This is a genomic window from Halobacillus sp. A1-3, from assembly GCF_050971765.1.
Taxonomy (GTDB): Bacteria; Bacillota; Bacilli; order Bacillales; family Halobacillaceae; genus Halobacillus; species Halobacillus mangrovi_B.
Map to the genome: position 1 here is coordinate 286111 of NZ_JBPCEO010000003.1, position 18604 is coordinate 304714.

The 18604-nt window shown below is 40.7% G+C and carries 22 protein-coding genes; 18 read left to right on the forward strand and 4 right to left on the reverse strand.

Annotated features, from left to right (window positions below):
- Positions 1-55 precede the first annotated feature (55 nt).
- The 4 genes from ACRYKC_RS06890 (at position 56) to ACRYKC_RS06905 (ending at position 3293) form a co-directional block, all read left to right on the forward strand.
- Complete coding sequence (locus ACRYKC_RS06890; protein ID WP_433806002.1) at positions 56-775, forward strand: ABC transporter ATP-binding protein; 720 nt, start codon at positions 56-58, stop codon at positions 773-775.
- Complete coding sequence (locus ACRYKC_RS06895) at positions 772-1785, forward strand: ABC transporter permease (RefSeq protein ID WP_433806003.1); 1014 nt, start codon at positions 772-774, stop codon at positions 1783-1785. The genes ACRYKC_RS06890 and ACRYKC_RS06895 overlap by 4 nt, the downstream gene beginning before the upstream one ends.
- Before the next feature lie 31 nt (positions 1786-1816).
- The gene (locus ACRYKC_RS06900) at positions 1817-2470 is read left to right on the forward strand and encodes a TetR/AcrR family transcriptional regulator (RefSeq protein WP_433806004.1); all 654 of its coding nucleotides are present in this window, start codon (positions 1817-1819) and stop codon (positions 2468-2470) included.
- Positions 2471-2627: 157 nt separating this feature from the next.
- Positions 2628-3293, forward strand: a complete 666-nt coding sequence (locus ACRYKC_RS06905) for an SOS response-associated peptidase (RefSeq protein WP_433806005.1) — start codon at positions 2628-2630, stop codon at positions 3291-3293.
- A gap of 58 nt (positions 3294-3351) precedes the next feature.
- Here the strand turns inward: ACRYKC_RS06905 and ACRYKC_RS06910 are convergent, their stop codons facing one another.
- A complete protein-coding gene (locus tag ACRYKC_RS06910; protein WP_433806006.1) occupies positions 3352-4752 on the reverse strand; it encodes an alanine/glycine:cation symporter family protein in 1401 nt (466 codons plus the stop codon).
- Between the two features lie 219 nt (positions 4753-4971).
- Here ACRYKC_RS06910 and ACRYKC_RS06915 point away from each other — a divergent pair, with 219 nt between their 5' ends.
- The 3 genes from ACRYKC_RS06915 to ACRYKC_RS06925 are packed head-to-tail and all read left to right on the forward strand — an operon-like array spanning position 4972 to position 6632.
- On the forward strand, positions 4972-5439 hold the full coding sequence (locus ACRYKC_RS06915) for a low molecular weight protein-tyrosine-phosphatase (RefSeq protein WP_433806007.1): 468 nt from the start codon (positions 4972-4974) through the stop codon (positions 5437-5439).
- Positions 5440-5452: 13 nt separating this feature from the next.
- Entirely contained in the window at positions 5453-5782 is a 330-nt protein-coding gene (locus ACRYKC_RS06920; RefSeq protein WP_433806008.1) for a YtxH domain-containing protein, read from the forward strand.
- A gap of 22 nt (positions 5783-5804) precedes the next feature.
- Positions 5805-6632, forward strand: a complete 828-nt coding sequence (locus tag ACRYKC_RS06925; RefSeq protein ID WP_433806009.1) for a YihY/virulence factor BrkB family protein — start codon at positions 5805-5807, stop codon at positions 6630-6632.
- A gap of 38 nt (positions 6633-6670) precedes the next feature.
- Here ACRYKC_RS06925 and ACRYKC_RS06930 read toward each other — a convergent pair whose 3' ends face one another.
- Positions 6671-8590 carry a heavy metal translocating P-type ATPase gene (locus ACRYKC_RS06930; protein WP_433806010.1) on the reverse strand — a complete coding sequence of 640 codons (1920 nt, stop codon included), beginning with the start codon at positions 8588-8590 and terminating at the stop codon, positions 6671-6673.
- A gap of 287 nt (positions 8591-8877) precedes the next feature.
- Here ACRYKC_RS06930 and ACRYKC_RS06935 point away from each other — a divergent pair, with 287 nt between their 5' ends.
- From ACRYKC_RS06935 to ACRYKC_RS06960, 6 genes are all read left to right on the forward strand, one after another.
- Positions 8878-9759: a transporter substrate-binding domain-containing protein gene (locus ACRYKC_RS06935; RefSeq protein WP_433806011.1), complete on the forward strand. Its 882-nt coding sequence runs from the start codon at positions 8878-8880 to the stop codon at positions 9757-9759.
- Between the two features lie 10 nt (positions 9760-9769).
- The gene (locus ACRYKC_RS06940) at positions 9770-10462 is read left to right on the forward strand and encodes an amino acid ABC transporter permease (protein WP_433806012.1); all 693 of its coding nucleotides are present in this window, start codon (positions 9770-9772) and stop codon (positions 10460-10462) included.
- A gap of 197 nt (positions 10463-10659) precedes the next feature.
- Positions 10660-11445 (forward strand): metal ABC transporter ATP-binding protein, encoded by a 786-nt coding sequence (locus tag ACRYKC_RS06945; RefSeq protein WP_433806013.1) that lies wholly within the window; start codon positions 10660-10662, stop codon positions 11443-11445.
- Entirely contained in the window at positions 11438-12274 is an 837-nt protein-coding gene (locus tag ACRYKC_RS06950; RefSeq protein WP_433806014.1) for a metal ABC transporter permease, read from the forward strand. The genes ACRYKC_RS06945 and ACRYKC_RS06950 overlap by 8 nt, the downstream gene beginning before the upstream one ends.
- Positions 12275-12291: 17 nt before the next feature.
- The gene (locus ACRYKC_RS06955; RefSeq protein WP_085030827.1) at positions 12292-12702 is read left to right on the forward strand and encodes a Fur family transcriptional regulator; all 411 of its coding nucleotides are present in this window, start codon (positions 12292-12294) and stop codon (positions 12700-12702) included.
- Positions 12703-12813: 111 nt separating this feature from the next.
- Positions 12814-13812, forward strand: coding sequence for a metal ABC transporter solute-binding protein, Zn/Mn family (locus tag ACRYKC_RS06960; RefSeq protein ID WP_433806015.1), 999 nt, complete (start codon positions 12814-12816; stop codon positions 13810-13812).
- Between the two features lie 16 nt (positions 13813-13828).
- On the opposite strand, the gene ACRYKC_RS06965 is transcribed toward ACRYKC_RS06960, so the two are convergent.
- Positions 13829-15001, reverse strand: a complete 1173-nt coding sequence (locus ACRYKC_RS06965) for an MFS transporter (protein WP_433806184.1) — start codon at positions 14999-15001, stop codon at positions 13829-13831.
- A 150-nt stretch (positions 15002-15151) separates the two neighbouring features.
- On the opposite strand from ACRYKC_RS06965, the gene ACRYKC_RS06970 reads away from it, so the two are divergent.
- From ACRYKC_RS06970 to ACRYKC_RS06980, 3 genes are all read left to right on the forward strand, one after another.
- Positions 15152-15544 carry an OsmC family protein gene (locus ACRYKC_RS06970; protein WP_433806016.1) on the forward strand — a complete coding sequence of 131 codons (393 nt, stop codon included), beginning with the start codon at positions 15152-15154 and terminating at the stop codon, positions 15542-15544.
- 143 nt (positions 15545-15687) lie between these two features.
- On the forward strand, positions 15688-16299 hold the full coding sequence (locus ACRYKC_RS06975; RefSeq protein WP_433806017.1) for a YczE/YyaS/YitT family protein: 612 nt from the start codon (positions 15688-15690) through the stop codon (positions 16297-16299).
- Positions 16300-16368: 69 nt separating this feature from the next.
- Positions 16369-17160: a YfkD family protein gene (locus ACRYKC_RS06980; RefSeq protein WP_433806185.1), complete on the forward strand. Its 792-nt coding sequence runs from the start codon at positions 16369-16371 to the stop codon at positions 17158-17160.
- Between the two features lie 5 nt (positions 17161-17165).
- Here ACRYKC_RS06980 and ACRYKC_RS06985 read toward each other — a convergent pair whose 3' ends face one another.
- Complete coding sequence (locus ACRYKC_RS06985) at positions 17166-18029, reverse strand: mechanosensitive ion channel family protein (protein ID WP_433806018.1); 864 nt, start codon at positions 18027-18029, stop codon at positions 17166-17168.
- A gap of 130 nt (positions 18030-18159) precedes the next feature.
- Here ACRYKC_RS06985 and ACRYKC_RS06990 point away from each other — a divergent pair, with 130 nt between their 5' ends.
- Together ACRYKC_RS06990 and ACRYKC_RS06995 are read left to right on the forward strand one after the other, a co-directional pair.
- Positions 18160-18309 (forward strand): SE1561 family protein, encoded by a 150-nt coding sequence (locus tag ACRYKC_RS06990; protein ID WP_433806019.1) that lies wholly within the window; start codon positions 18160-18162, stop codon positions 18307-18309.
- Between the two features lie 30 nt (positions 18310-18339).
- Positions 18340-18516 carry a hypothetical protein gene (locus tag ACRYKC_RS06995; RefSeq protein ID WP_433806020.1) on the forward strand — a complete coding sequence of 59 codons (177 nt, stop codon included), beginning with the start codon at positions 18340-18342 and terminating at the stop codon, positions 18514-18516.
- Positions 18517-18604: the final 88 nt, after the last annotated feature.

An 18604-nucleotide genomic window follows, 5' to 3' on the forward strand; every position in this document is an offset into this window, starting at 1 on the left:
GAAAAGAGTAATAATATAAGTGAGTAATCACTCACATAAGATGGAGGTAATTTCAATGAGTATTGTTCAAATGAATCAGATTTCTCATCAATTTGGTAAAACCACAATCATCAAAGATGTAAATTTATCCATTGAAAAAGGAGAAATCTTCGGACTGCTCGGTCCTTCTGGTGCTGGGAAAACGACCCTTGTAAAAATGATGACAGGAATTCTGAGTCCGACTGAAGGCGAGGTTTTTCTAAATGGAGAGAAAATGCCTTCACTTAACCAAATGAAGCAATATGGGTTTATGGCCCAGGCAGACGCCCTATACCAAGAACTGACAGCAAGAGAAAATCTCGATTTCTTCGCTTCTTTATATAAAATGCCTAAAGCACACAAAAAAGAAAGAATTAAAGAAGTGATGGAGATGGTCGATTTAACTAATCATTTAGATCAAACTGTTGAAACTTACTCTGGTGGGATGAAACGCAGGCTTTCTCTAGCTGCTGCGCTTGTCCACGAACCTGAACTGATCATCCTTGATGAACCGACAGTGGGAATTGATCCTGTACTAAGGCAATCTATCTGGGATGAGTTAAATCGGTTGAAAAATAAGGGAGTTACCATCATCGTTACGACCCACGTAATGGATGAAGCAGAAAAGTGTGATCGATTAGCCATGTTACGTTCAGGTAAAGTGATCGCTTTGAATTCTCCAATGCAGCTAAAAGAGGAAATAGGTGCAGCCAATATAGAAGAAGTATTTCTTTATTATGGAGGTGCAGAAGAATGAACACGATTACGGTAATGAAAAGAATTTTAATTCAATTTAAACGAGATAAAAGAAGCATGGCTTTGATGATCGTAGCTCCTATCTTTGTCCTCACATTAATGTGGCTCGTGCTTGATAGTGATAGTTCTACGCTTGAAGTAGCTGTAGTCGATGTTCCAGATCCTTTCATTGAGAAGTTAGAGAGTGTGGATATTGAACTAACCGCAATGTCATTGACTGAAGCAGAAAGCGCTTTGGACGATGCAGAGATAGACGGCATGATTCAATGGAATCAAAAACAGCCAGTGATTACTCTTGAGGGAAGTGATCCTAACACAGCGAGCGCAGTTCAAAAGGAATTGAAGAGTGCTTTCAATGCAGGAACAGAGCAGCCGTTTGAAATTGACTTCTGGCATGGCTCGGACGATATGGACTTGTTTGATTATATTGGTCCGGTGCTCATAGGATTTTTTGTATTTTTCTTTGTGTTTATTGTTGGAGGCGTCTCCTTTTTGAGAGAGCGTACTCAAGGTACTTTGGAACGCCTTTTGTCGACACCGATTAAACGAGGAGAGCTTGTACTTGGCTATTTAGGAGGGTTTGGTCTGTTTACTGTGCTTCAATCCTTGTTGATCGCAGCCTACTCCATATACGTTTTGGACTTATTTATGACAGGAGAATTCTTATATGTGCTACTAGTGACTTTTCTATTAGCATTAACAGCTTTAAGCCTCGGGACACTTTTGTCGGCATTTGCTAAAAATGAGTTCCAAATGATCCAATTCATCCCGCTTGTCATTGTTCCACAAGTATTCTTCTCAGGGCTCTTTCCGATTGAAGGACTTTCTTACTGGCTGCAAGGTATAGGAAAAGTCATGCCTTTGACCTATGGGGCGGAAGCTTTGAGGGGGATTATGCTTCGGGGAGAAGGATGGATGGATTTTCAGATTCAACTTTATATCCTTGTCGGGTTTGCGCTCTTATTCACCATTCTCAATATATTCGCATTGAAGCGTCATCGCAGTTTATAATGGAGATAGAAGATGCCTAGGAGGCAAGCATATGAAGGAATTAGAGAACATTTTGGAACAATTAGAGCAGGATGCCAAAGAAGAAGATCTCACGCCTAAACAGGCCCAGATTCTCCAGGCAGCAGTAGAAATTTTTGCTGAAAAAGGATACGCTTCTTCTTCTACAAGTGAAATTGCTGCGAGGGCTAACGTTGCTGAAGGAACGATCTTCCGTCATTATAAAACGAAAAAAGATTTGCTCATATCTATTGTCACGCCGTTTATGACAAAATTTACTCTTCCATTTTTTGCTACTCATTTTGCCAAAAATGTATTTAGCCAGCTGCCTGAAGAATTTGAAGAACTGCTGAGAACTTTAGTTAGGAACAGGTTTCACTTTGCGAAGGAAAATTCACCTTTATTACGAATTGTACTTCAGGAGATCGCCTTTCATCCTGAACTCCAAGAGCAGTTTCAAGAAGTGTTTACGAAAGAAGTTATTCCTAGATTTGAAGAAGCGCTTAATGAATTGAAAGTAAAAGATAAGGTAGTTGACTTTCCGAACGCATCCATGATTCGGATGATTATGTCCTCAATTATAGGATTTCTTGTCACCCGTTTTATTATAGTTCCAGAACTGGAGTGGGACGATGAGGAAGAAATAGACCGTACCATTCATTTCATCATGCATGGTTTATCGAAGTAGGAGAGAGTGCCAGATTTTAGCTCTGGCACTTTTTGCTATATCTATTAGTAGAGATTGCCCTTAAGTTAATTTTAGGGTCTTAAAGGACGAGGCAGTGGTTACATTAGTTACTAGTTGATCGTCGTCTCGCGTTAGGACATTTCAAGGAGGGGTTAACATGTGTGGCAGATTTACTCTATTTACTGACGAGAAGGAAATCGTAGAAGAATTCGATTTAGACCATCCGCTTCGGGATTACGAACCACGATATAATATCGCTCCTGGACAAAAAGTGCTAGCCGTCATTCACGATGGACAAAAGAAGAGAGCCGGGTATATGTATTGGGGACTCGTTCCTTCATGGGCAAAGGATCCGAAGATTGGTTACAAAATGATCAATGCCAGAAGCGAAACGGCTCATGAGAAGCCCAGTTTCAAGAATTTGATGAGTAAAAAACGCTGCTTAATTATTGCGGATAGTTTTTACGAATGGAGAAAAACAGATTCTGGGAAGAAGCCGTTGAGAATTTCTTTAGAGAATAGAAGGCTGTTTGCTTTTGCCGGGTTATGGGATCAGTGGAAAAAGGATGAGGAAGAACGCTTCACCTGTACGATTTTAACTCAAGAAGCCAATTCTTTTATGGAAAATATTCATCATCGTATGCCTGTCATTCTGCCCAAAAGCCAACTGGAGCATTGGATCGAACCTGTGAAATGGAAGCCTGACCAAGCTTATGATTTTGTCCATCAATTAAGCATGGAAGATCTGGAAGCCTATGAAGTCAGTGAGTATGTGAATGCGGCAAAGAATGAAGGGCCAACATGCATTGAACCCATTGAATGAAAGAAGGACCACTCTTCGAGAGAGTGATCCTTCCTTCCTTAGTAAAGCTTTTGTTTGTTTATGAACTTGTATATTTCGCTTCTTTCTCTTGCTGTCGTTCTTGTTTGGCTACTTTAAGGAATTTATTCGTTTCAGCAGCTACAACTCCAGAGAGGAGCAGGAGTCCAATTAAGTTCGGGAATGCCATTAAACCGTTCATAACGTCGGCAAAGACCCAAACAGTATCCAACTGAGAAATGGCGCCAACGAACACGAAGAGTACAAAGACAATCTTATAAATGCCCAATCCGCGTTGACCTGTCAGATAGCCAAAGCATTTTTCGCCATAGTAAGACCATCCTACAATGGTAGAGAACGCAAAGAAGATCAAGCCAATGGTTACAATATACGCCCCAACATCTCCGAGGAAGATCTCAAAAGACCTGGACGTGAGGTCAGCACCATCTAATTCGCTGTTTCCTCTATACTGACCTGCCATGACAATAGTCAATCCTGTCATTGTACAGACAATGATTGTATCAATAAATACCTGTGTCATGGAGACTAGAGCCTGACGGCCGGCATAGTCCGTACGAGCGGCGGCTGCTGCAATCGGTGCAGAACCTAAACCGGCTTCGTTTGAGAATACACCTCGAGCAACTCCGTAACGAATTACAGTACCTAAAATACCTCCACCAACAGCGTTTGCGGTAAAGGCATCACTAAAGATCGTACCAAATGCAGGCAATACCATATTACTATTCATAATGATAATGATTAAAGCACCTATAACATAAAAGATTGCCATGATCGGTACAAAGTATGCTGTTACTCGACCGATACTCTTAATTCCGCCTAAAAGTACTAACGCAGCTCCAACTGTAAGAATCGTTGCTGTCACCCAGGTCGGTACACTGAAGGTTGTTTCCATAACATCAGAAACAGAATTCGACTGTACCATATTTCCGATACCGAACGCTGCTACGGCTCCAAAAATAGCGAACAATAGTCCAAGTGGTCTTCCGAGCTTTTTCCACTTTAGCCCGCGTGAAAGATAGTACATTGGCCCTCCGGCCATTTCACCATTTGGGTCGGTAATTCGATATTTGACGGCTAAGACCGCTTCCGCATACTTAGTCGCCATCCCGAATACCGCGGTGATCCACATCCAGAATACAGCACCTGGTCCGCCCAAAACTACTGCGGTTGCAACACCCGCGATATTCCCAGTTCCGATTGTAGCCGCCAGGGCTGTGGTGAGAGCCTGGTAATGAGAGATGTCCCCTTTTTCCTTCTTGTTTTTCTTCTTACTTGGTTTGAAAGCTAATTTAAGCGCGTAAGGAAGGGTTTTGAATTGTAGAAATCCCAACCTTAATGTCAAATAGATACCAGTACCTACTAATAAAGTTAGTAAAAGAGGTCCCCAGACAATTCCACTTAAATTGCTTAAAAAATTGTATAATGCACTTCCTTCACCCATGATATCCCCCTTTGCTGATTTGTAGAATTTTATCTATATATAAAATATTCCGAAAATTTAATATAAAAGTCAAGGGATTTTACAAATATTAAAAGTCAGATCTTTGTTTAATTCGACAAGTTCGGGGAAAATATTCATTATAACTTTTCGCGAGAGCAGGATTTTTAAGCTGTTCATAGAATTTAGTAATGATGAAATACTATAGATGGAGGAAGGTAAATGATCCGCGTTTTATTTGTATGTCTCGGTAATATTTGCAGGTCACCTATGGCAGAAGCCATATTTAAGGATTTAGTAAAGAAAGAAGGTTTGAGCCAACAGATCTCTGTAGATTCTGCGGGAATTGGTCATTGGCATACAGGATCCGAACCTCATGAAGGTACGAGAAAAATTTTGGACGAGTATCAAATTTCTTATGAAGGAATAACTGCCCGACAGGTAAAAGAATCTGACTGGGACGACTTTGATTATCTTATTGCTATGGATGAAAAGAATATTAATGATCTAAATTCCATTCGTGAGAAAAATGACGTTTTCGTTGGTAAGCTTCTGGATTTTGTGCCAGAAGTAAACGAAACGGATGTACCGGATCCTTACTTTACTGGCAACTTCGAATATGTGTATGAATTAGTTAGCAGCGGATGCAAGCAGCTGCTTGAGAAAATTAAAGCAGACCATTACTTATAAGGAGGAATTTTTTATGGGACAGAATAAACTATGGAGAGGTGTAGTTCTGGGAGCAGTGGTTGGAGGAGCCCTCATGCTTTTGGATAGAGACACGAGAGAATATGTAGGTAATAAGTCACGATCAGTCGGATCATCTTGTAAGGGCTATGTGACGCATCCTTCTGAGGCAATTCATTCAATTAGAGTGAATTATGAATATTTGTCCAATCGAATTAATAAAGGTATAGAAGACCTGCTGGAAATTCTGAACAAAGCTGAAGAGATGTTGAATCGAGTAGGTGAAATCAACCAAGAGGTGGAGCAGCAATTAAAAGCTGTCGATGATCCAAAAGAAGCTTCTTGATGTATAGAGGTGAAGGAATGTCATGAAGAATGTAATAGCGTTCGGCAAAGAGTTGTTTACCCGGTTTGGAGAAGATGATGTCGCGGGGATGGCAGCTCAACTCGCCTATTTTTTTCTATTATCGTTATTTCCTTTCATGATTTTCCTAGCTACCTTACTTGGATATTTACATATTGATGAAGATCGGGTACTGGCCATAATTCAAACATATGCTCCTCCTGAAACCTTCGATATGATTACGGAAAACGTGACGTCACTGTTGAAGGACGAGAATGGCAGCTTGTTATCGATTGGGTTGATAGGGACCCTGTGGGCGGCATCAAATGGTGTTAACGCAATTATGAGGGCGTTCAATCGTGCGCATGATGTAGAAGAGGACCGCCCATTTTTGGTGTCCCGTTTTATTGCTATTATTTTGACAATCGCTATGGTATTTGTCATCGCCATCGCCTTTTTACTGCCGGTTATGGGACATGCGATTGGGGTATATGTTTTTTCTTTTTTTGGTTTGTCCGAAGGCTTTCTTTCCATATGGAACGCCCTACGCTGGGTTATTTCTTCGATAATTTTCTTCATAGTGTTATCTTTTCTGTTCGTCATGGCACCCAACAAACCCGTGAAGTATAGAGACACAGTAATTGGAGCGCTGTTTGCAACGGTCGGGTGGCAGCTAGTCTCCTTATTATTCTCTTTCTATGTAAGTAGCTTAGGTAATTTTTCAGCCACATACGGAAGTCTGGGTGGTGTGATTGTATTAATGATCTGGTTTTATTTATCGGGTATCGTGATTATTGCAGGTGGAGAGATTAATGCCATCATTCACCACAATCGTAAGAGGAGTTCTGTATAATATAAAGAACCCGAAAGCACCTGCTTTCGGGTTTTATTTTAAGATTTTAACAGGCGAAGACCATTTAAGATCACAAGAATGGTGCTTCCTTCGTGGCCGATGACTCCTAGAGGAAGATCTAGAACTTGTAAGAAGTTACTGATGATCAGGAGCATGATGACACTAATGGAGAAAACGACGTTCTGTTTTACAATACGATTCATTCTTGTAGAAAGGTGAATCGCTTGTGAAATCCTGGGAAGGTCATTTTTCATTAGTACAACGTCAGCTGTTTCAAGAGCAACGTCTGTGCCTTCGCCCATGGCAATTCCTACATTTGCTGTAGCAAGGGCTGGTGCATCGTTAATTCCATCTCCAACCATGCCAACTTGTTCAAAATGCTCTTTTAATGTCTTCAACTCTTTCACTTTCTCTTCCGGCAGAAGTTCTGCTATATAGTGATCGACACCGGCCTCTTTAGCTATAGCGTTCGCTGTCGTGGGATTATCTCCTGTAAGCATAATTGTATAAACCCCGCGCTTCTTCAAGGTTTTGATTGCTTGCTTTGTTTCCTTTCGAACCGTATCTTTCAAGGCGAAAATCGCTGCGATAGATTCGTTCCTTTGAACGAAAATCACCGTTTTTCCTTCCTTTTGCAGCTCTTCTGCTAGCCCATTTTGAAATGCAGCGGCTTGTTGTTTTCCAACAAAATCAGCTTTCCCAATCTTCCAATTCTCTTCATTAAATGTAGCAGACACACCGTTCCCGCTAACATCTTTCATATCATCTATATCCAATAAGGGTACGTTGGCCTGATGGGCAAAATCAACGATTGCTCTGGCAAGCGGGTGGTTCGATTGTTGTTCAATAGAAGCAGCAACACTCAAGACACTTTTTTCATCTTCACCTTCAGCATAGACGGCATCCGTCACCTCAGGTTTGCCTTTTGTCAATGTGCCTGTTTTGTCAAAAGCGATCGCTTGCAGGTGGGCAAGGTTTTCGAGATGAACTCCGCCCTTGAAGAGTAGTCCGTTTCTTGCGCCATTTGAAATAGCTGAAAGTGTCGCTGGCATGATCGAAGCAACCAAAGCACATGGGGAAGCTACGACAAGTAAAATCATCGCTCGGTAAATGGTATCCATCCAGCTCCATCCGAACAGGAGGTGGGGGAGAAAGAGCATAACCCCCACTACGAGAAGGACAACTTTCACATACGTGCTTTCAAAACGTTCAATGAATAGCTGTGAGGGTGTTTTTTCACTTTGTGCCGACTGTACCATCGTGATGATTTTCTGAAACAGTGTTTCATTCGATTTTTTCGTTACTTCTACTACAATGCTGCCATTTAAGTTTACGGTGCCTGCAAAAACTTCTTTACTTGATCCTTTTGTAACGGGGACAGATTCTCCTGTAATGGCACTTTCATCAATAGAGGTTTCTCCTTTAGTTATGACACCATCTGCAGGAACACGTTCTCCAGGTTTAACTAAGATAAGATCAGAAATTTGCAGTGAAGCAACAGAAGTGGTTTCGTACCCCTCTTCTGTAACTTTCAAAGCTTCCTCTGGCTGTAAGCTCATTAAAGAGGAAAGCTCTTTTTGACTTTTGTTCATCGTGTACGTTTCAAGTGCTCCGCTCAATGCGAAAATAAAGATGAGGATTGCACCTTCCGTCCAATATCCAATGGAAGCTGAACCAATCGCAGCGAGAATCATAAGTAATTCAACATTCAATTCTTTTTCTTTGACCGTTTCTTCCAGTCCTTCTTTTGCTTTAGCAAATCCTCCAATGACAAACGCTATAATATGAAGGGTTACATAAGTACTTGGGGCAAAAAAGCTTTCTCCCATCCAGGCGATCAAAACGAGTAGGCCGCTGAGAAGAGCGGCGATTAACTCGGCATGCCCTTTGATTAGGCTCATCCATTTTGGCCATGATGGCAGAGAGCGATTATGAATTGATTGAGTTTCTGAAGTCATTATTCTCAACTCCTATTTGTAATTGATAATGATAACCATGATCAATTACATAATGATGTTTAATAAAGTTTGCTATTTGAAAGTCGTTATCACTTAGATTAAAATAATTATAATTTAGTATATGTTATTATGATAGCATGGAAATGTGCTCAGTCAAGATATATTTGTTAATTTCGCCACCAGTCAATCATTTCCTCTAAAAAAACAAAGCAATACAGTTGATATTACAGGTGTTAAGTTGCTATATTGGATAGGTGTGAATACAACAAAAGAAAGGTGGATATAAAATGCGTAAAGGACTTTTATTTATACTTATGCTTATACTTTCCTTCACTCTAGTGGCCTGTGGATCAAGCGACAGCAGTGAGGAAAGCTCCGATAATAATACTTCAGAAGAAGCTTCTGGCCAGAAGTGGAATGAACTTAAAGAAAGAGGAGAAATCGTTGTTGGTACTTCCGGAACTCTCTTCCCAGCTTCTTATTATCCAGAGGGTTCTGATAAGTTGACAGGTTACGATGTCGAAGTTATGAGAGAGGTAGCAAAGCGTCTCGATCTTGATTTGAAATTTGAAGAGTACGGTGTAGACGGGCTGCTTACAGCCATCAATAGTGGACGTGTTGATGCCGTCATCAATGACATGGAAGTGACAAAAGCGCGCCAGGAACAATTTTCATTCAGTGAACCATACAAATATTCTTATTCAACTATGATTGTCCGTGAGTCAGATCTATCCGGGATTAAAAAACTAGAAGATTTGGAAGGAAAAAAGCATGGCGGAGGAGCGACGACTGTGTTCTCCAAAATCGCCGAGCATTTTGGAGCTGAAACGAAAACGTACGGCAATGTTACAAATGATGTTTACCTGCGTGACGTAGAAAATGGAAATACAGATTTCATCATCAATGATTATTACCTTCAGTCTCTAGCTCTTAAAGCATTGCCAGATATAGATGTCAAACTTCACCCAGACTTGAAGTTCCACCCGACAAATTCTGCAATCGTTATGCCAAAAGATGCACAAACAATGAAAGAAAAAATCGATGCTACTCTTCAGGAAATGCGCGAAGATGGCACATTGACTAAAATATCTAAAGAATTCTTTGGCGGCAAAGACGCCTCCAAAAAACCTGAAGAGGATATCCGTGAGCTTGAAGGACTAGACTTGTAAGGGATCAGCTATGCTTGGAATAGAATTCAGAGACATACAGGTTGAAAAGTTATTCAACACGGAACGTGCGTGGGAAAACCTTCCTTTTATCCTGGAAGGGGTTCCTCTAACTTTATTCGTTGCTGTTCTTGGAATGTTGATTGGTCTTATTCTTGGTTTCTTTTTAGCTCTTATGAGAGGATCAGATAAACTGTGGTTAAGGTGGCCGGCCCGTTTGTATATTTCTTTCATGCGCGGTACGCCAATTCTTGTTTATCTGTTCGTTTTGTATTTCGGTTTGCCTGTTGTAGGAATTAAAATGCCTGCGACTGTCGCAGCAGTCATCGGATTTGGTACAAATAGTGCCGCTTACATTGCCGAGATTAACCGTGCTTCTTTAAACAGCGTAGCTTATGGCCAGTGGGAATCTGCGAGGGCTTTAGGCTTCACTTATTGGAAGACGGTTAGGAGGATCATCATGCCTCAAGCCACAAGAATTGCTATTCCTCCTTTGGGAAATGTTTTTCTAGACCTGTTGAAAGCTACATCACTGGCGGCCATGATTTCCGTTCCTGAAATACTGAACAAAGCTCAAATTGCTGCTGGCCGAACGGTAGATTCGATGACGATGTATATAACAGCGGCGCTTATTTACTGGCCCTTGACTATGATCTTTTCAGCGCTACAAGATTATTTAGAGAAACGCTACAATAAATATTTGTGAAAGAATGCGCTGGAGCTTAAAGCTCTAGCGCTTTTTTGGTGGTGTCAGGCACTATACAAATGATTGGTGGTACCCTGTAACTGACAAGGCAAAAAGACACTACAAAAAAATAATAAAACTTGCGTCTAAACCAATCCTCCTTTATGATAGAGTGTGAAATTTAAATCGTAATGATTATTATTTGAAGAGGGATACTCATGAGTAAACAAACAATTGTAGAAATAGAAAACGTATCATATAAATATGAGCGAGAATGGGTCGTCCAGGATGTTAACCTCACCATTGAAGAGGGCCAGTTCCTCGGATTAGTCGGACCTAATGGATCAGGGAAATCAACACTGATTAAGTTGATGCTCGGGCTGGTGAAACCTGGACGAGGATCGATTCGCTTGTTTGGTCAGCCGATCAAGCAGTTTAAAAATTGGCAGGAAGTCGGGTTTGTCTCCCAAAAAGCCAACAGCTTTAATTCAGGATTTCCTGCGACAGTGTTAGAGGTTGTGATGAGCGGTCTCGTTTCTCGAATTGGAACATTTAAATTTTTTAATCGCAAACATAGAGATAAAGCGATACACGCACTGAAGACAGTTGGAATGGAGCAGTTTTCCAGTGAAAATATCGGAGATCTTTCAGGCGGTCAGCAGCAGCGTGTCTTCATTGCGAGAGCGCTTGTTAGTGATCCCTCCCTTCTCATTCTTGATGAACCAACGGTAGGTGTAGATGCCGAACATGTGACAGAGTTCTATAACTTGTTGGGGCGCTTGAATAAACAAGAAGGAATCACATTATTAATGGTTACCCACGATATTGGAACAATAACGGAACATGCGACACATGTCGTCTGCATGAATAAAACGGTTCATTTCCACGGGGGATCTGAGGAGTACGGGGAATTCAGTGAGCAGGATTTGAACCGTTTGTATGGACACTCCGTTCATCAGCTCACACATAACCACGAGCATCACGGGGTGAATACGCATGATTGAGAGTTTTATTCAGTTTGAATTTTTACAGAATGCAGCCGTTACAGGGTTGCTTATAGGGATTGTCGCTCCATTACTTGGAGTTTTTATTGTGGTCAGGAGACTTTCGTTGATTGCGGATGCTCTATCCCACATCACTTTGACAGGTATTGCGGCAAGTTTACTATTAGAAAAGAAAGTCTCGGGTATCAATGATTGGAATCCTGTATACATGGGCATGGTCTTTTCCGTCATAGGCGCAGTCTTAATTGAGCGGTTGAGAAAGGTTTATAAGCATTATGAAGAATTAGCGATTCCGATTATTCTTTCTGGTGGGATCGGGCTTGGCGTCATCCTAATTTCTCTTGCGGATGGATTTAACACGGATTTATTCAGTTATTTATTCGGAAGTGTCACAGCTGTTGACCGCTCGAGTGTGTGGACGGTGCTTTTCATTACAATAATGGTAGTAGCCATTGTTATTATCTTTTATAAAGAACTGTTTGTGCTTTCCTTTGATGAAGAGCATGCTTCGATTTCAGGAGTAAATGGCCGCTGGATACACCTCCTGTTTATTGTGATGGTCGCACTTGTCATTGCATCCTCTATGCAAGTCGTTGGTATTTTACTCGTCTCTGCATTAATGACGCTTCCTGTGGCTTCAGCATTACGTATATCCAGAAGTTTCAAGCAGACGATAGGACTTTCGATTGCTTTTGGTGAAACTTCTGTAATCCTAGGATTGTTCTCCGCTTATCATTTGAGTGTTCCGCCAGGCGGTACCATTGTCATGACAGCGGTAGTGATATTGCTAATGTCGATTTTGTATAAAAAAGTTAGAACTCAACAATAGACAAAGGGTGAGGTAGGATGAACGTTGAGACAGCTTTACAAAAATTAAAGGAAAAAGGGTATAAGAGAACGAAGCAAAGAGAAAGTATCTTAGATATTTTTATAAAACAGGATCAATACATTCCCGCAAAGGATATCATCAAGGCAATTCAGGAGGATTTCCCTGGAGTCAGTTATGATACGATTTATCGTAATCTGTACTTACTAACAGATGAAGAGATTTTGGAAGCAACTGAATTAGGTGGTGAGAAGCACTTTCGCTTAGGCTGTGATACGCATGGTCATCACCACCACTTTATTTGCACGGCTTGCGGAAAAACAAAATCCATTCAGTTTTGCCCAATGGACAGCATTAGTGAGAATTTGAATGGATATGATATAGAAAATCATAAATTTGAGATTTACGGAAAATGTCCTGAATGTCATTAAGGCCTGTGGCTTGTACACAGGCTCATCTTTTTGAAAATAACAAAAAGTAATGATTACTGTTTACAGATAGTAATCGTTACGCTATAATCCATATGGATAGGGAGGAACAGTATGAAAAAGTACACAGCATTGATATCATTAATTTTATTAACATTCTTACTCACAGCTTGTGCGAGTGAACAAGTAAACCAAGAGGGTGACTCATCGTCAGGAGATGACCAACTATTGAAGATCCATACAACGGTTTACCCACTTAAATATTTTACGGAGCAAATTGCAGGGGAAGCTGCAGAAGTAGACTCTATCTTACCCCCAGGTTCTGACCCGCATACTTATGAGCCTACAACAAAAGAGATGGTGAAAATGGCTGAAGCAGACGCGTTCATTTATAGTGGCGCCGGACTTGAAGGATATGCAGAAACCATTTCAGAAGCGATCAAGCCTGAAGGAGTCGAGATACTTGAAGCTTCACATGGATTACAATTAGAAGAACATGCGCATGGGCACTCCGGAGAAGAACACGCTGATGAAGAAGAACACCACATTGAAGCCAAGGAGGAAGATCACGAAGGCCATAACCATGGCGAACAAGATCCGCACATTTGGCTCGATCCTATTCGTTCGGTTCAATTAGCAGAAAACATTAAAGATCAGCTTATTGAGTTGGAACCAGAAAAAAAGGACCAATTTAATGAAAACTTTAAGCAGCTAAAGAAGAAGTTAGAAACGCTTGATAAGGAATTTCATAAACAGCTGGAAAGTAAGCCTAAAAACAAAATCATTGTTTCCCATGCTGCTTATGGATATTGGGAGCAAGCTTATGGAATTGAGCAAGTAGCAATATCAGGTATAAGCGCGACAAGCGAACCTTCTCAAAGAGAACTGGAAGAAATTATTAAAAAAGCTGAAGAGTATAAGATCAGTCATGTCCTATTCGAGCAGAATGTGACGCCTAAAGTCTCTAAAGTTGTTCAAAAAGAAATAGACGCAGAAGCGCTTCGAGTGCACAACTTGTCTGTGTTGACTAAAGAAGATATAAAAAATGAAGAGGATTACTTTACTTTAATGCGACAGAATTTAGACGTATTAAGTGAAGCTTTATCCGAATAATAAAACAGCTGCGAACCTATGCGTTCGCAGCTGTTTGTTTTTGCGGTCCTTTTGCAATCATAGTCGATGCCAATACGATGAGAAGTAGTGCAACAATGACATAAAAGAATGAGAGTCCAGGGACGAGGTCTAAAAATGTACCAGAGAGAAAGGGGCCCAGTATACTCCCTATACTAAAAGACATCCCGCACAGGATATTGCCGGCAGGAAGCAGCTCTTTAGGAAGCAAGTCTGTCATATAGGAAATACCTAAGGAAAAAAGCGAACCCACGCATAAGCCTGCAAGTGCAAATGTAATGAATAACATGAGCACGGAATCCTCAAATAACGCTGCAGCCAAAAACGACAGGATGCCACCTACGACGACAGTTACTATCACTTTTCTTCGACCAACACGATCACTCAAAGCACCAAGAGGGATTTGAGAAAATAGACTTGCGAAAGCAAAGCATGGAATGATCAGTGATAAAATATTTACATCGTGACCGATTCTAAGACCGTATACAGGGAAGATCCCGTGCAGGGTAGCTTCCAAGAATCCATAAGCTAATGGCGGAAGAAAAGCGACCCAGCCTTTCTTGAGCGCTTTTGCAAACCTTTTTATTGAACTTGTTCCATAAGCTGTGGTAAGGTCTTTCGCGGGAGAGTCATTTCTGACCCAAATCATAAAGAGCCAGACAAGCATACTTAATAAAGATGAGATTAAGAATGGAGCATAGAGACTCCACTCTAGCAAATTCGTCATCAGCGGACCGGCCGTAAATCCCAGGCTGAAAAAAAGTCCGTAGTAAGCAATGCTTTTTCCCCGCGAATGCTTAGCCGAGGTAGCGGTAATCCACGTCTGAGTTCCAAAGTGGAGGATTTGATCTCCGATGCCTATAGTTACTCGTAAGATGAACCAAAACCAGAGTGCCTGCCAAAAAGGGAATAACAGTAACGATACAAAGACTAATGCGCCTCCAACCATGATCACAGGTTTATAGCCATATTTTTGAAGAGGTCTTTCCATAAAAGGTGAAGAAATCAAAATACCTATGTAAAGGCCTGTGGCGTGCAATCCGTTGATGGATGATGAGATGCCATTCTGTTCAAGGATGACAGCAATTAATGGGAGAAGCATACCTTGAGAAAAACCTGAAATCGTCACGAGACCAATTAATATCCAAAATCGTGTATGTGAGGAAACGATAAATCTTCCCCCCTTCCTGTTGAATTCACCTTCATTATCGTAAACAATAGGAAGAAACGAGGCAAGTCTTTCGCAGTGCAGGTTATTTCCCTTTCGAAAACGGTTATTATATAACTAAAGGCCCAGCTTATTTAAAAGGAGTGGATAGAAATGGATTTTTATTTAAAAGACAACGGTGTCCGTACTTCATTTGAATATGGACAATTGAACATCTCAGGAGACGAGACATACGGCTTCCGCCCCTATCAATTGATGGTTGCTTCCATCGCTGGCTGCAGCATCGGTGTATTTCGCAAGATTCTTGATAAACAGCGTGTGGACTACGAAGATATTAAAATTTCAGCAGACGTAAAGCGGAACGCTGATGAGGCTAACCGAATTGAAAAGGTTCATTTGCATTATGTCATTAAAGGCTACCACTTGAATCAAGACAAGCTCTTGAAAAATTTAGACGTATCGAGAAATAATTGTTCTATGGTTCAATCGGTTCAAAATAGCATTGAAGTTGAAGAAACACTTGAGTGCATCGAGCTTTCTAAGTAAAATGAAGAGAGCCTTATCCTGAATTTGGATAAGCGCTCTTTTTTTTGGATAAAACCTTGTTTTCATTAAATATAAATGCAATCTAACTAAGCAATATCAAAAATATTTTCTATTAGGGGATATATGAAAGAGGGGATAGAAACATGAAAAACTACAGCATTAAAGCTTTTTTCTACATAGCAGGGCTGATTACGATTGCTCTTGGCATTACCCTGACGATCAAGGCGGATCTAGGAGCAGGAGCGTGGGACGCAATGAACGTCGGTTTAACTGAGACAGTTGGTTTAACAGTGGGAAACTGGGTAATCATTATTGGGGCGATTCTCATTTTAACCAACGCCTTGATTGCAAAAGAACGTCCTGACCTTTTAGCTGTCTTTACAATTCTTGTTGTCGGTAAAGTGATTGATTTTTGGCTGCTTACAGTTTTTGATTCATTTGTGGTAAATATATTCTGGAAGCAGCTCCTTATTTTATTGGGAGGCATCATAATCATTGCCTTCGGTGTTTCGCTTTACTTACAGCCTAAATTTACGTTAAATCCAATCGATGGGTTCATGGTTGCTCTGCAAAAAAGATTTGGTTTTAGTTTAACCACTGCTAAAACGTTAACAGAAGTTTTTGCGCTCGTTCTAGCATTAGCTTTAGGTGGCCCTATCGGTTTAGGGACCCTGATTATTCTTCTTTGTATCGGGCCAGCGATCCAATTTTTCGATCCAAAAGCAAGACGTGTTATGGACAAAATGCTCTCTTGAATTATTGAATAGGGATGGGCCATCTTTCACAGAATAAGAAAAAAAGAAAGGGTGGTCCATGCTGTGAAAATGAAATGGTTAGGACTAATCATACTTATTGGGTTATATACACTATTGAGTGGCACTTCCATAGCTGCTGACGAAAAGGAAAGCGGCAAAAAGGAGGAAGGGATTCCAAGCCACGTCTTGAATATCTCCAAAGATAATACCTATCCAAATTCGACGGATGATCAAGAGCTGTTGGAAGCGGAGGAGATAACTAAAGAACTGATGGAGGATACGGATGTCCGTATTACGAATCCACAATTAATTGAAATGTTGAACGAGACGACGTTGAAACCGTCTCCGTTTGCAATTGGGTATCGTGGTGAAATTTTTCTAGGGCGATGGCCGTTGGCTTATGAGTCCAAAGAAACGAACATTAATTGGGAATATCAGGAGATTAATGTCAATGAACTGAGTAACCACGGTGGAGAGGCTACTGAGAAGATCAATTACGTCCAGAAAGAAGAAAAGTCGATCAAGGGTGGCTTGACTTCAAGAATCAGCCACAGCGATCAAATGTTAAAACTGATTCTTCTTGAAGCTCAAAAGAATACGAAACTTCCGCTTTCCTTCAATACAGTCATTGGGAGAGGTACAAAACAGAACAACAGTTATGCCGTACCAACGAATAAAGTTGGCATCCTGCATGCTTATGCTCCAGCTGTTAATGAAAAAGGAGAAGTGGCATTTGGAGATGTTTACATCAAACTAAAAGGGTCTAAAAAAACGTTGAGTGTCAAAAATGTTACCCGACAAGGGATTGGGGCCTGGATTCCAATTCAAGATCATGTCAGCTTTTCATTTGAATTAAAATAAATGGCTTACTCCTCTTTTTGAGAGGAGCGAGCATCCACTTCAACGCGCTGTTCAGCCATCGCAATGTCATGTTTGTACATTGTCTCGGCGATTATACGGCGCGTTTCTTTTGCAGCGGTCCAGTAAACGAGATCGTGTACCAAACCAGTCACAGTGTACTGATATCCCCGGTAATGGTCATTCAAAGAAGTCATGCCATAGACTTGAAACGGCTCCACAGGATCTCCTTTCAAATCTTTTTTTAAGTATTCGCCTATCTCTTCGTTCATACGAGCACAGGCCTCTTCAAGGGCTGCAAACACTTTTTTGGGATCTTCTCTAAAGTTCGTCGTCACTTCTTCGATCACTCGCATATGTTCGAAATTATAATTTTCTATCGTCTGAATTTGTCCGTTGCTGATTGTCAAAAGCTTTCCGCTCCATTCTCTGATTTTAAGAAAGCGGAGACCGATGTCCTCGACAGTACCGTGGAAGGTGTTGTTTAGGGTGATAAAATCCCCTTTATGGAGTTGCTTTTCATATAATAGAAACAACCCTGCAAAAAAATCCTTGATTAAGCTTTGAGCGCCAAATCCTACAATGATGCCGATAACTCCCGCCCCTGCCAGGAGTCGTCCAACTGAAGTGAATTCTGATAACACAATAAAAATAAAAGTAATGATAGCTGCGTAGCTAATTATGGAATTCAGCATAGACTCTAATGTCCGCTCACTGCGTTCTTCAATAAAATCTGTTCTTTTGAAAAAAGAGTGGATCATTTTTCTAAGCAAAACAACCGCAATAAACAGTAATATTGCAGTAGTAATGATTTTAATGGTGATACTATTTGTAACGATTTCAACAAAATCGATATTATCGAAAAAATCCATATGAATGCCTCCCGTCCGTCCTTAATATTATAGCATGTCCAGTTTCTGCACATCTTAGGATAGACACATAGGATGAGATATACTATGATAACAATGGCCAGAGATGATTGAAAAAAGGAGTTAACAATTTATGGCACAACAAGAGCGACTTCAGGATTTAAAGACAAGACTTTCAGACTTTATGGTACGAATAGAACAATTGGATCCAGAAGAAACATCAGTAGAGGACATCGACCGTTTAATTTCTATGTTAGAGGAATTAGAGCGTAAGATGGACTAATTAATTCTTCTCTGGGGGAGGAGACTTCCATTGGAAGCATTGATTTTTTACTCGTCACCTGTCATAGGCTTTGTTTTTATGCTGACTTTAATTATGGCATTTGTTCGGATGGCCGCAGGGCGTCCCGTACAGCAAAATCATAAAAAACTGCTCGTAGGTTCTTTCCTCGTTATGGCAGGCATTCTTGCTTATGTAAGTTTTATTTGACTCTCTAAAAAAATTGAGGGTTGATTTTTTTGTAATCATCCTTTATCATGGTAAATCGCTAATGTATGAAAATATAAACAACAGGAAA

Coding starts and splice junctions, on each gene's coding strand:
- ACRYKC_RS06990 (WP_433806019.1), top strand. CDS start 18,160: ATGGCACAACAAGAGCGACTTCAGGATTTAAAGACAAGACTTTCAGAC.
- ACRYKC_RS06940 (WP_433806012.1), top strand. CDS start 9,770: ATGCTTGGAATAGAATTCAGAGACATACAGGTTGAAAAGTTATTCAAC.
- ACRYKC_RS06910 (WP_433806006.1), bottom strand. CDS start 4,752: ATGGGTGAAGGAAGTGCATTATACAATTTTTTAAGCAATTTAAGTGGA.
- ACRYKC_RS06950 (WP_433806014.1), top strand. CDS start 11,438: ATGATTGAGAGTTTTATTCAGTTTGAATTTTTACAGAATGCAGCCGTT.
- ACRYKC_RS06960 (WP_433806015.1), top strand. CDS start 12,814: ATGAAAAAGTACACAGCATTGATATCATTAATTTTATTAACATTCTTA.
- ACRYKC_RS06895 (WP_433806003.1), top strand. CDS start 772: ATGAACACGATTACGGTAATGAAAAGAATTTTAATTCAATTTAAACGA.
- ACRYKC_RS06905 (WP_433806005.1), top strand. CDS start 2,628: ATGTGTGGCAGATTTACTCTATTTACTGACGAGAAGGAAATCGTAGAA.
- ACRYKC_RS06985 (WP_433806018.1), bottom strand. CDS start 18,029: ATGGATTTTTTCGATAATATCGATTTTGTTGAAATCGTTACAAATAGT.
- ACRYKC_RS06925 (WP_433806009.1), top strand. CDS start 5,805: ATGAAGAATGTAATAGCGTTCGGCAAAGAGTTGTTTACCCGGTTTGGA.
- ACRYKC_RS06970 (WP_433806016.1), top strand. CDS start 15,152: ATGGATTTTTATTTAAAAGACAACGGTGTCCGTACTTCATTTGAATAT.
- ACRYKC_RS06915 (WP_433806007.1), top strand. CDS start 4,972: ATGATCCGCGTTTTATTTGTATGTCTCGGTAATATTTGCAGGTCACCT.
- ACRYKC_RS06975 (WP_433806017.1), top strand. CDS start 15,688: ATGAAAAACTACAGCATTAAAGCTTTTTTCTACATAGCAGGGCTGATT.
- ACRYKC_RS06980 (WP_433806185.1), top strand. CDS start 16,369: ATGAAATGGTTAGGACTAATCATACTTATTGGGTTATATACACTATTG.
- ACRYKC_RS06955 (WP_085030827.1), top strand. CDS start 12,292: ATGAACGTTGAGACAGCTTTACAAAAATTAAAGGAAAAAGGGTATAAG.
- ACRYKC_RS06900 (WP_433806004.1), top strand. CDS start 1,817: ATGAAGGAATTAGAGAACATTTTGGAACAATTAGAGCAGGATGCCAAA.
- ACRYKC_RS06935 (WP_433806011.1), top strand. CDS start 8,878: ATGCGTAAAGGACTTTTATTTATACTTATGCTTATACTTTCCTTCACT.
- ACRYKC_RS06920 (WP_433806008.1), top strand. CDS start 5,453: ATGGGACAGAATAAACTATGGAGAGGTGTAGTTCTGGGAGCAGTGGTT.
- ACRYKC_RS06945 (WP_433806013.1), top strand. CDS start 10,660: ATGAGTAAACAAACAATTGTAGAAATAGAAAACGTATCATATAAATAT.
- ACRYKC_RS06930 (WP_433806010.1), bottom strand. CDS start 8,590: ATGACTTCAGAAACTCAATCAATTCATAATCGCTCTCTGCCATCATGG.
- ACRYKC_RS06890 (WP_433806002.1), top strand. CDS start 56: ATGAGTATTGTTCAAATGAATCAGATTTCTCATCAATTTGGTAAAACC.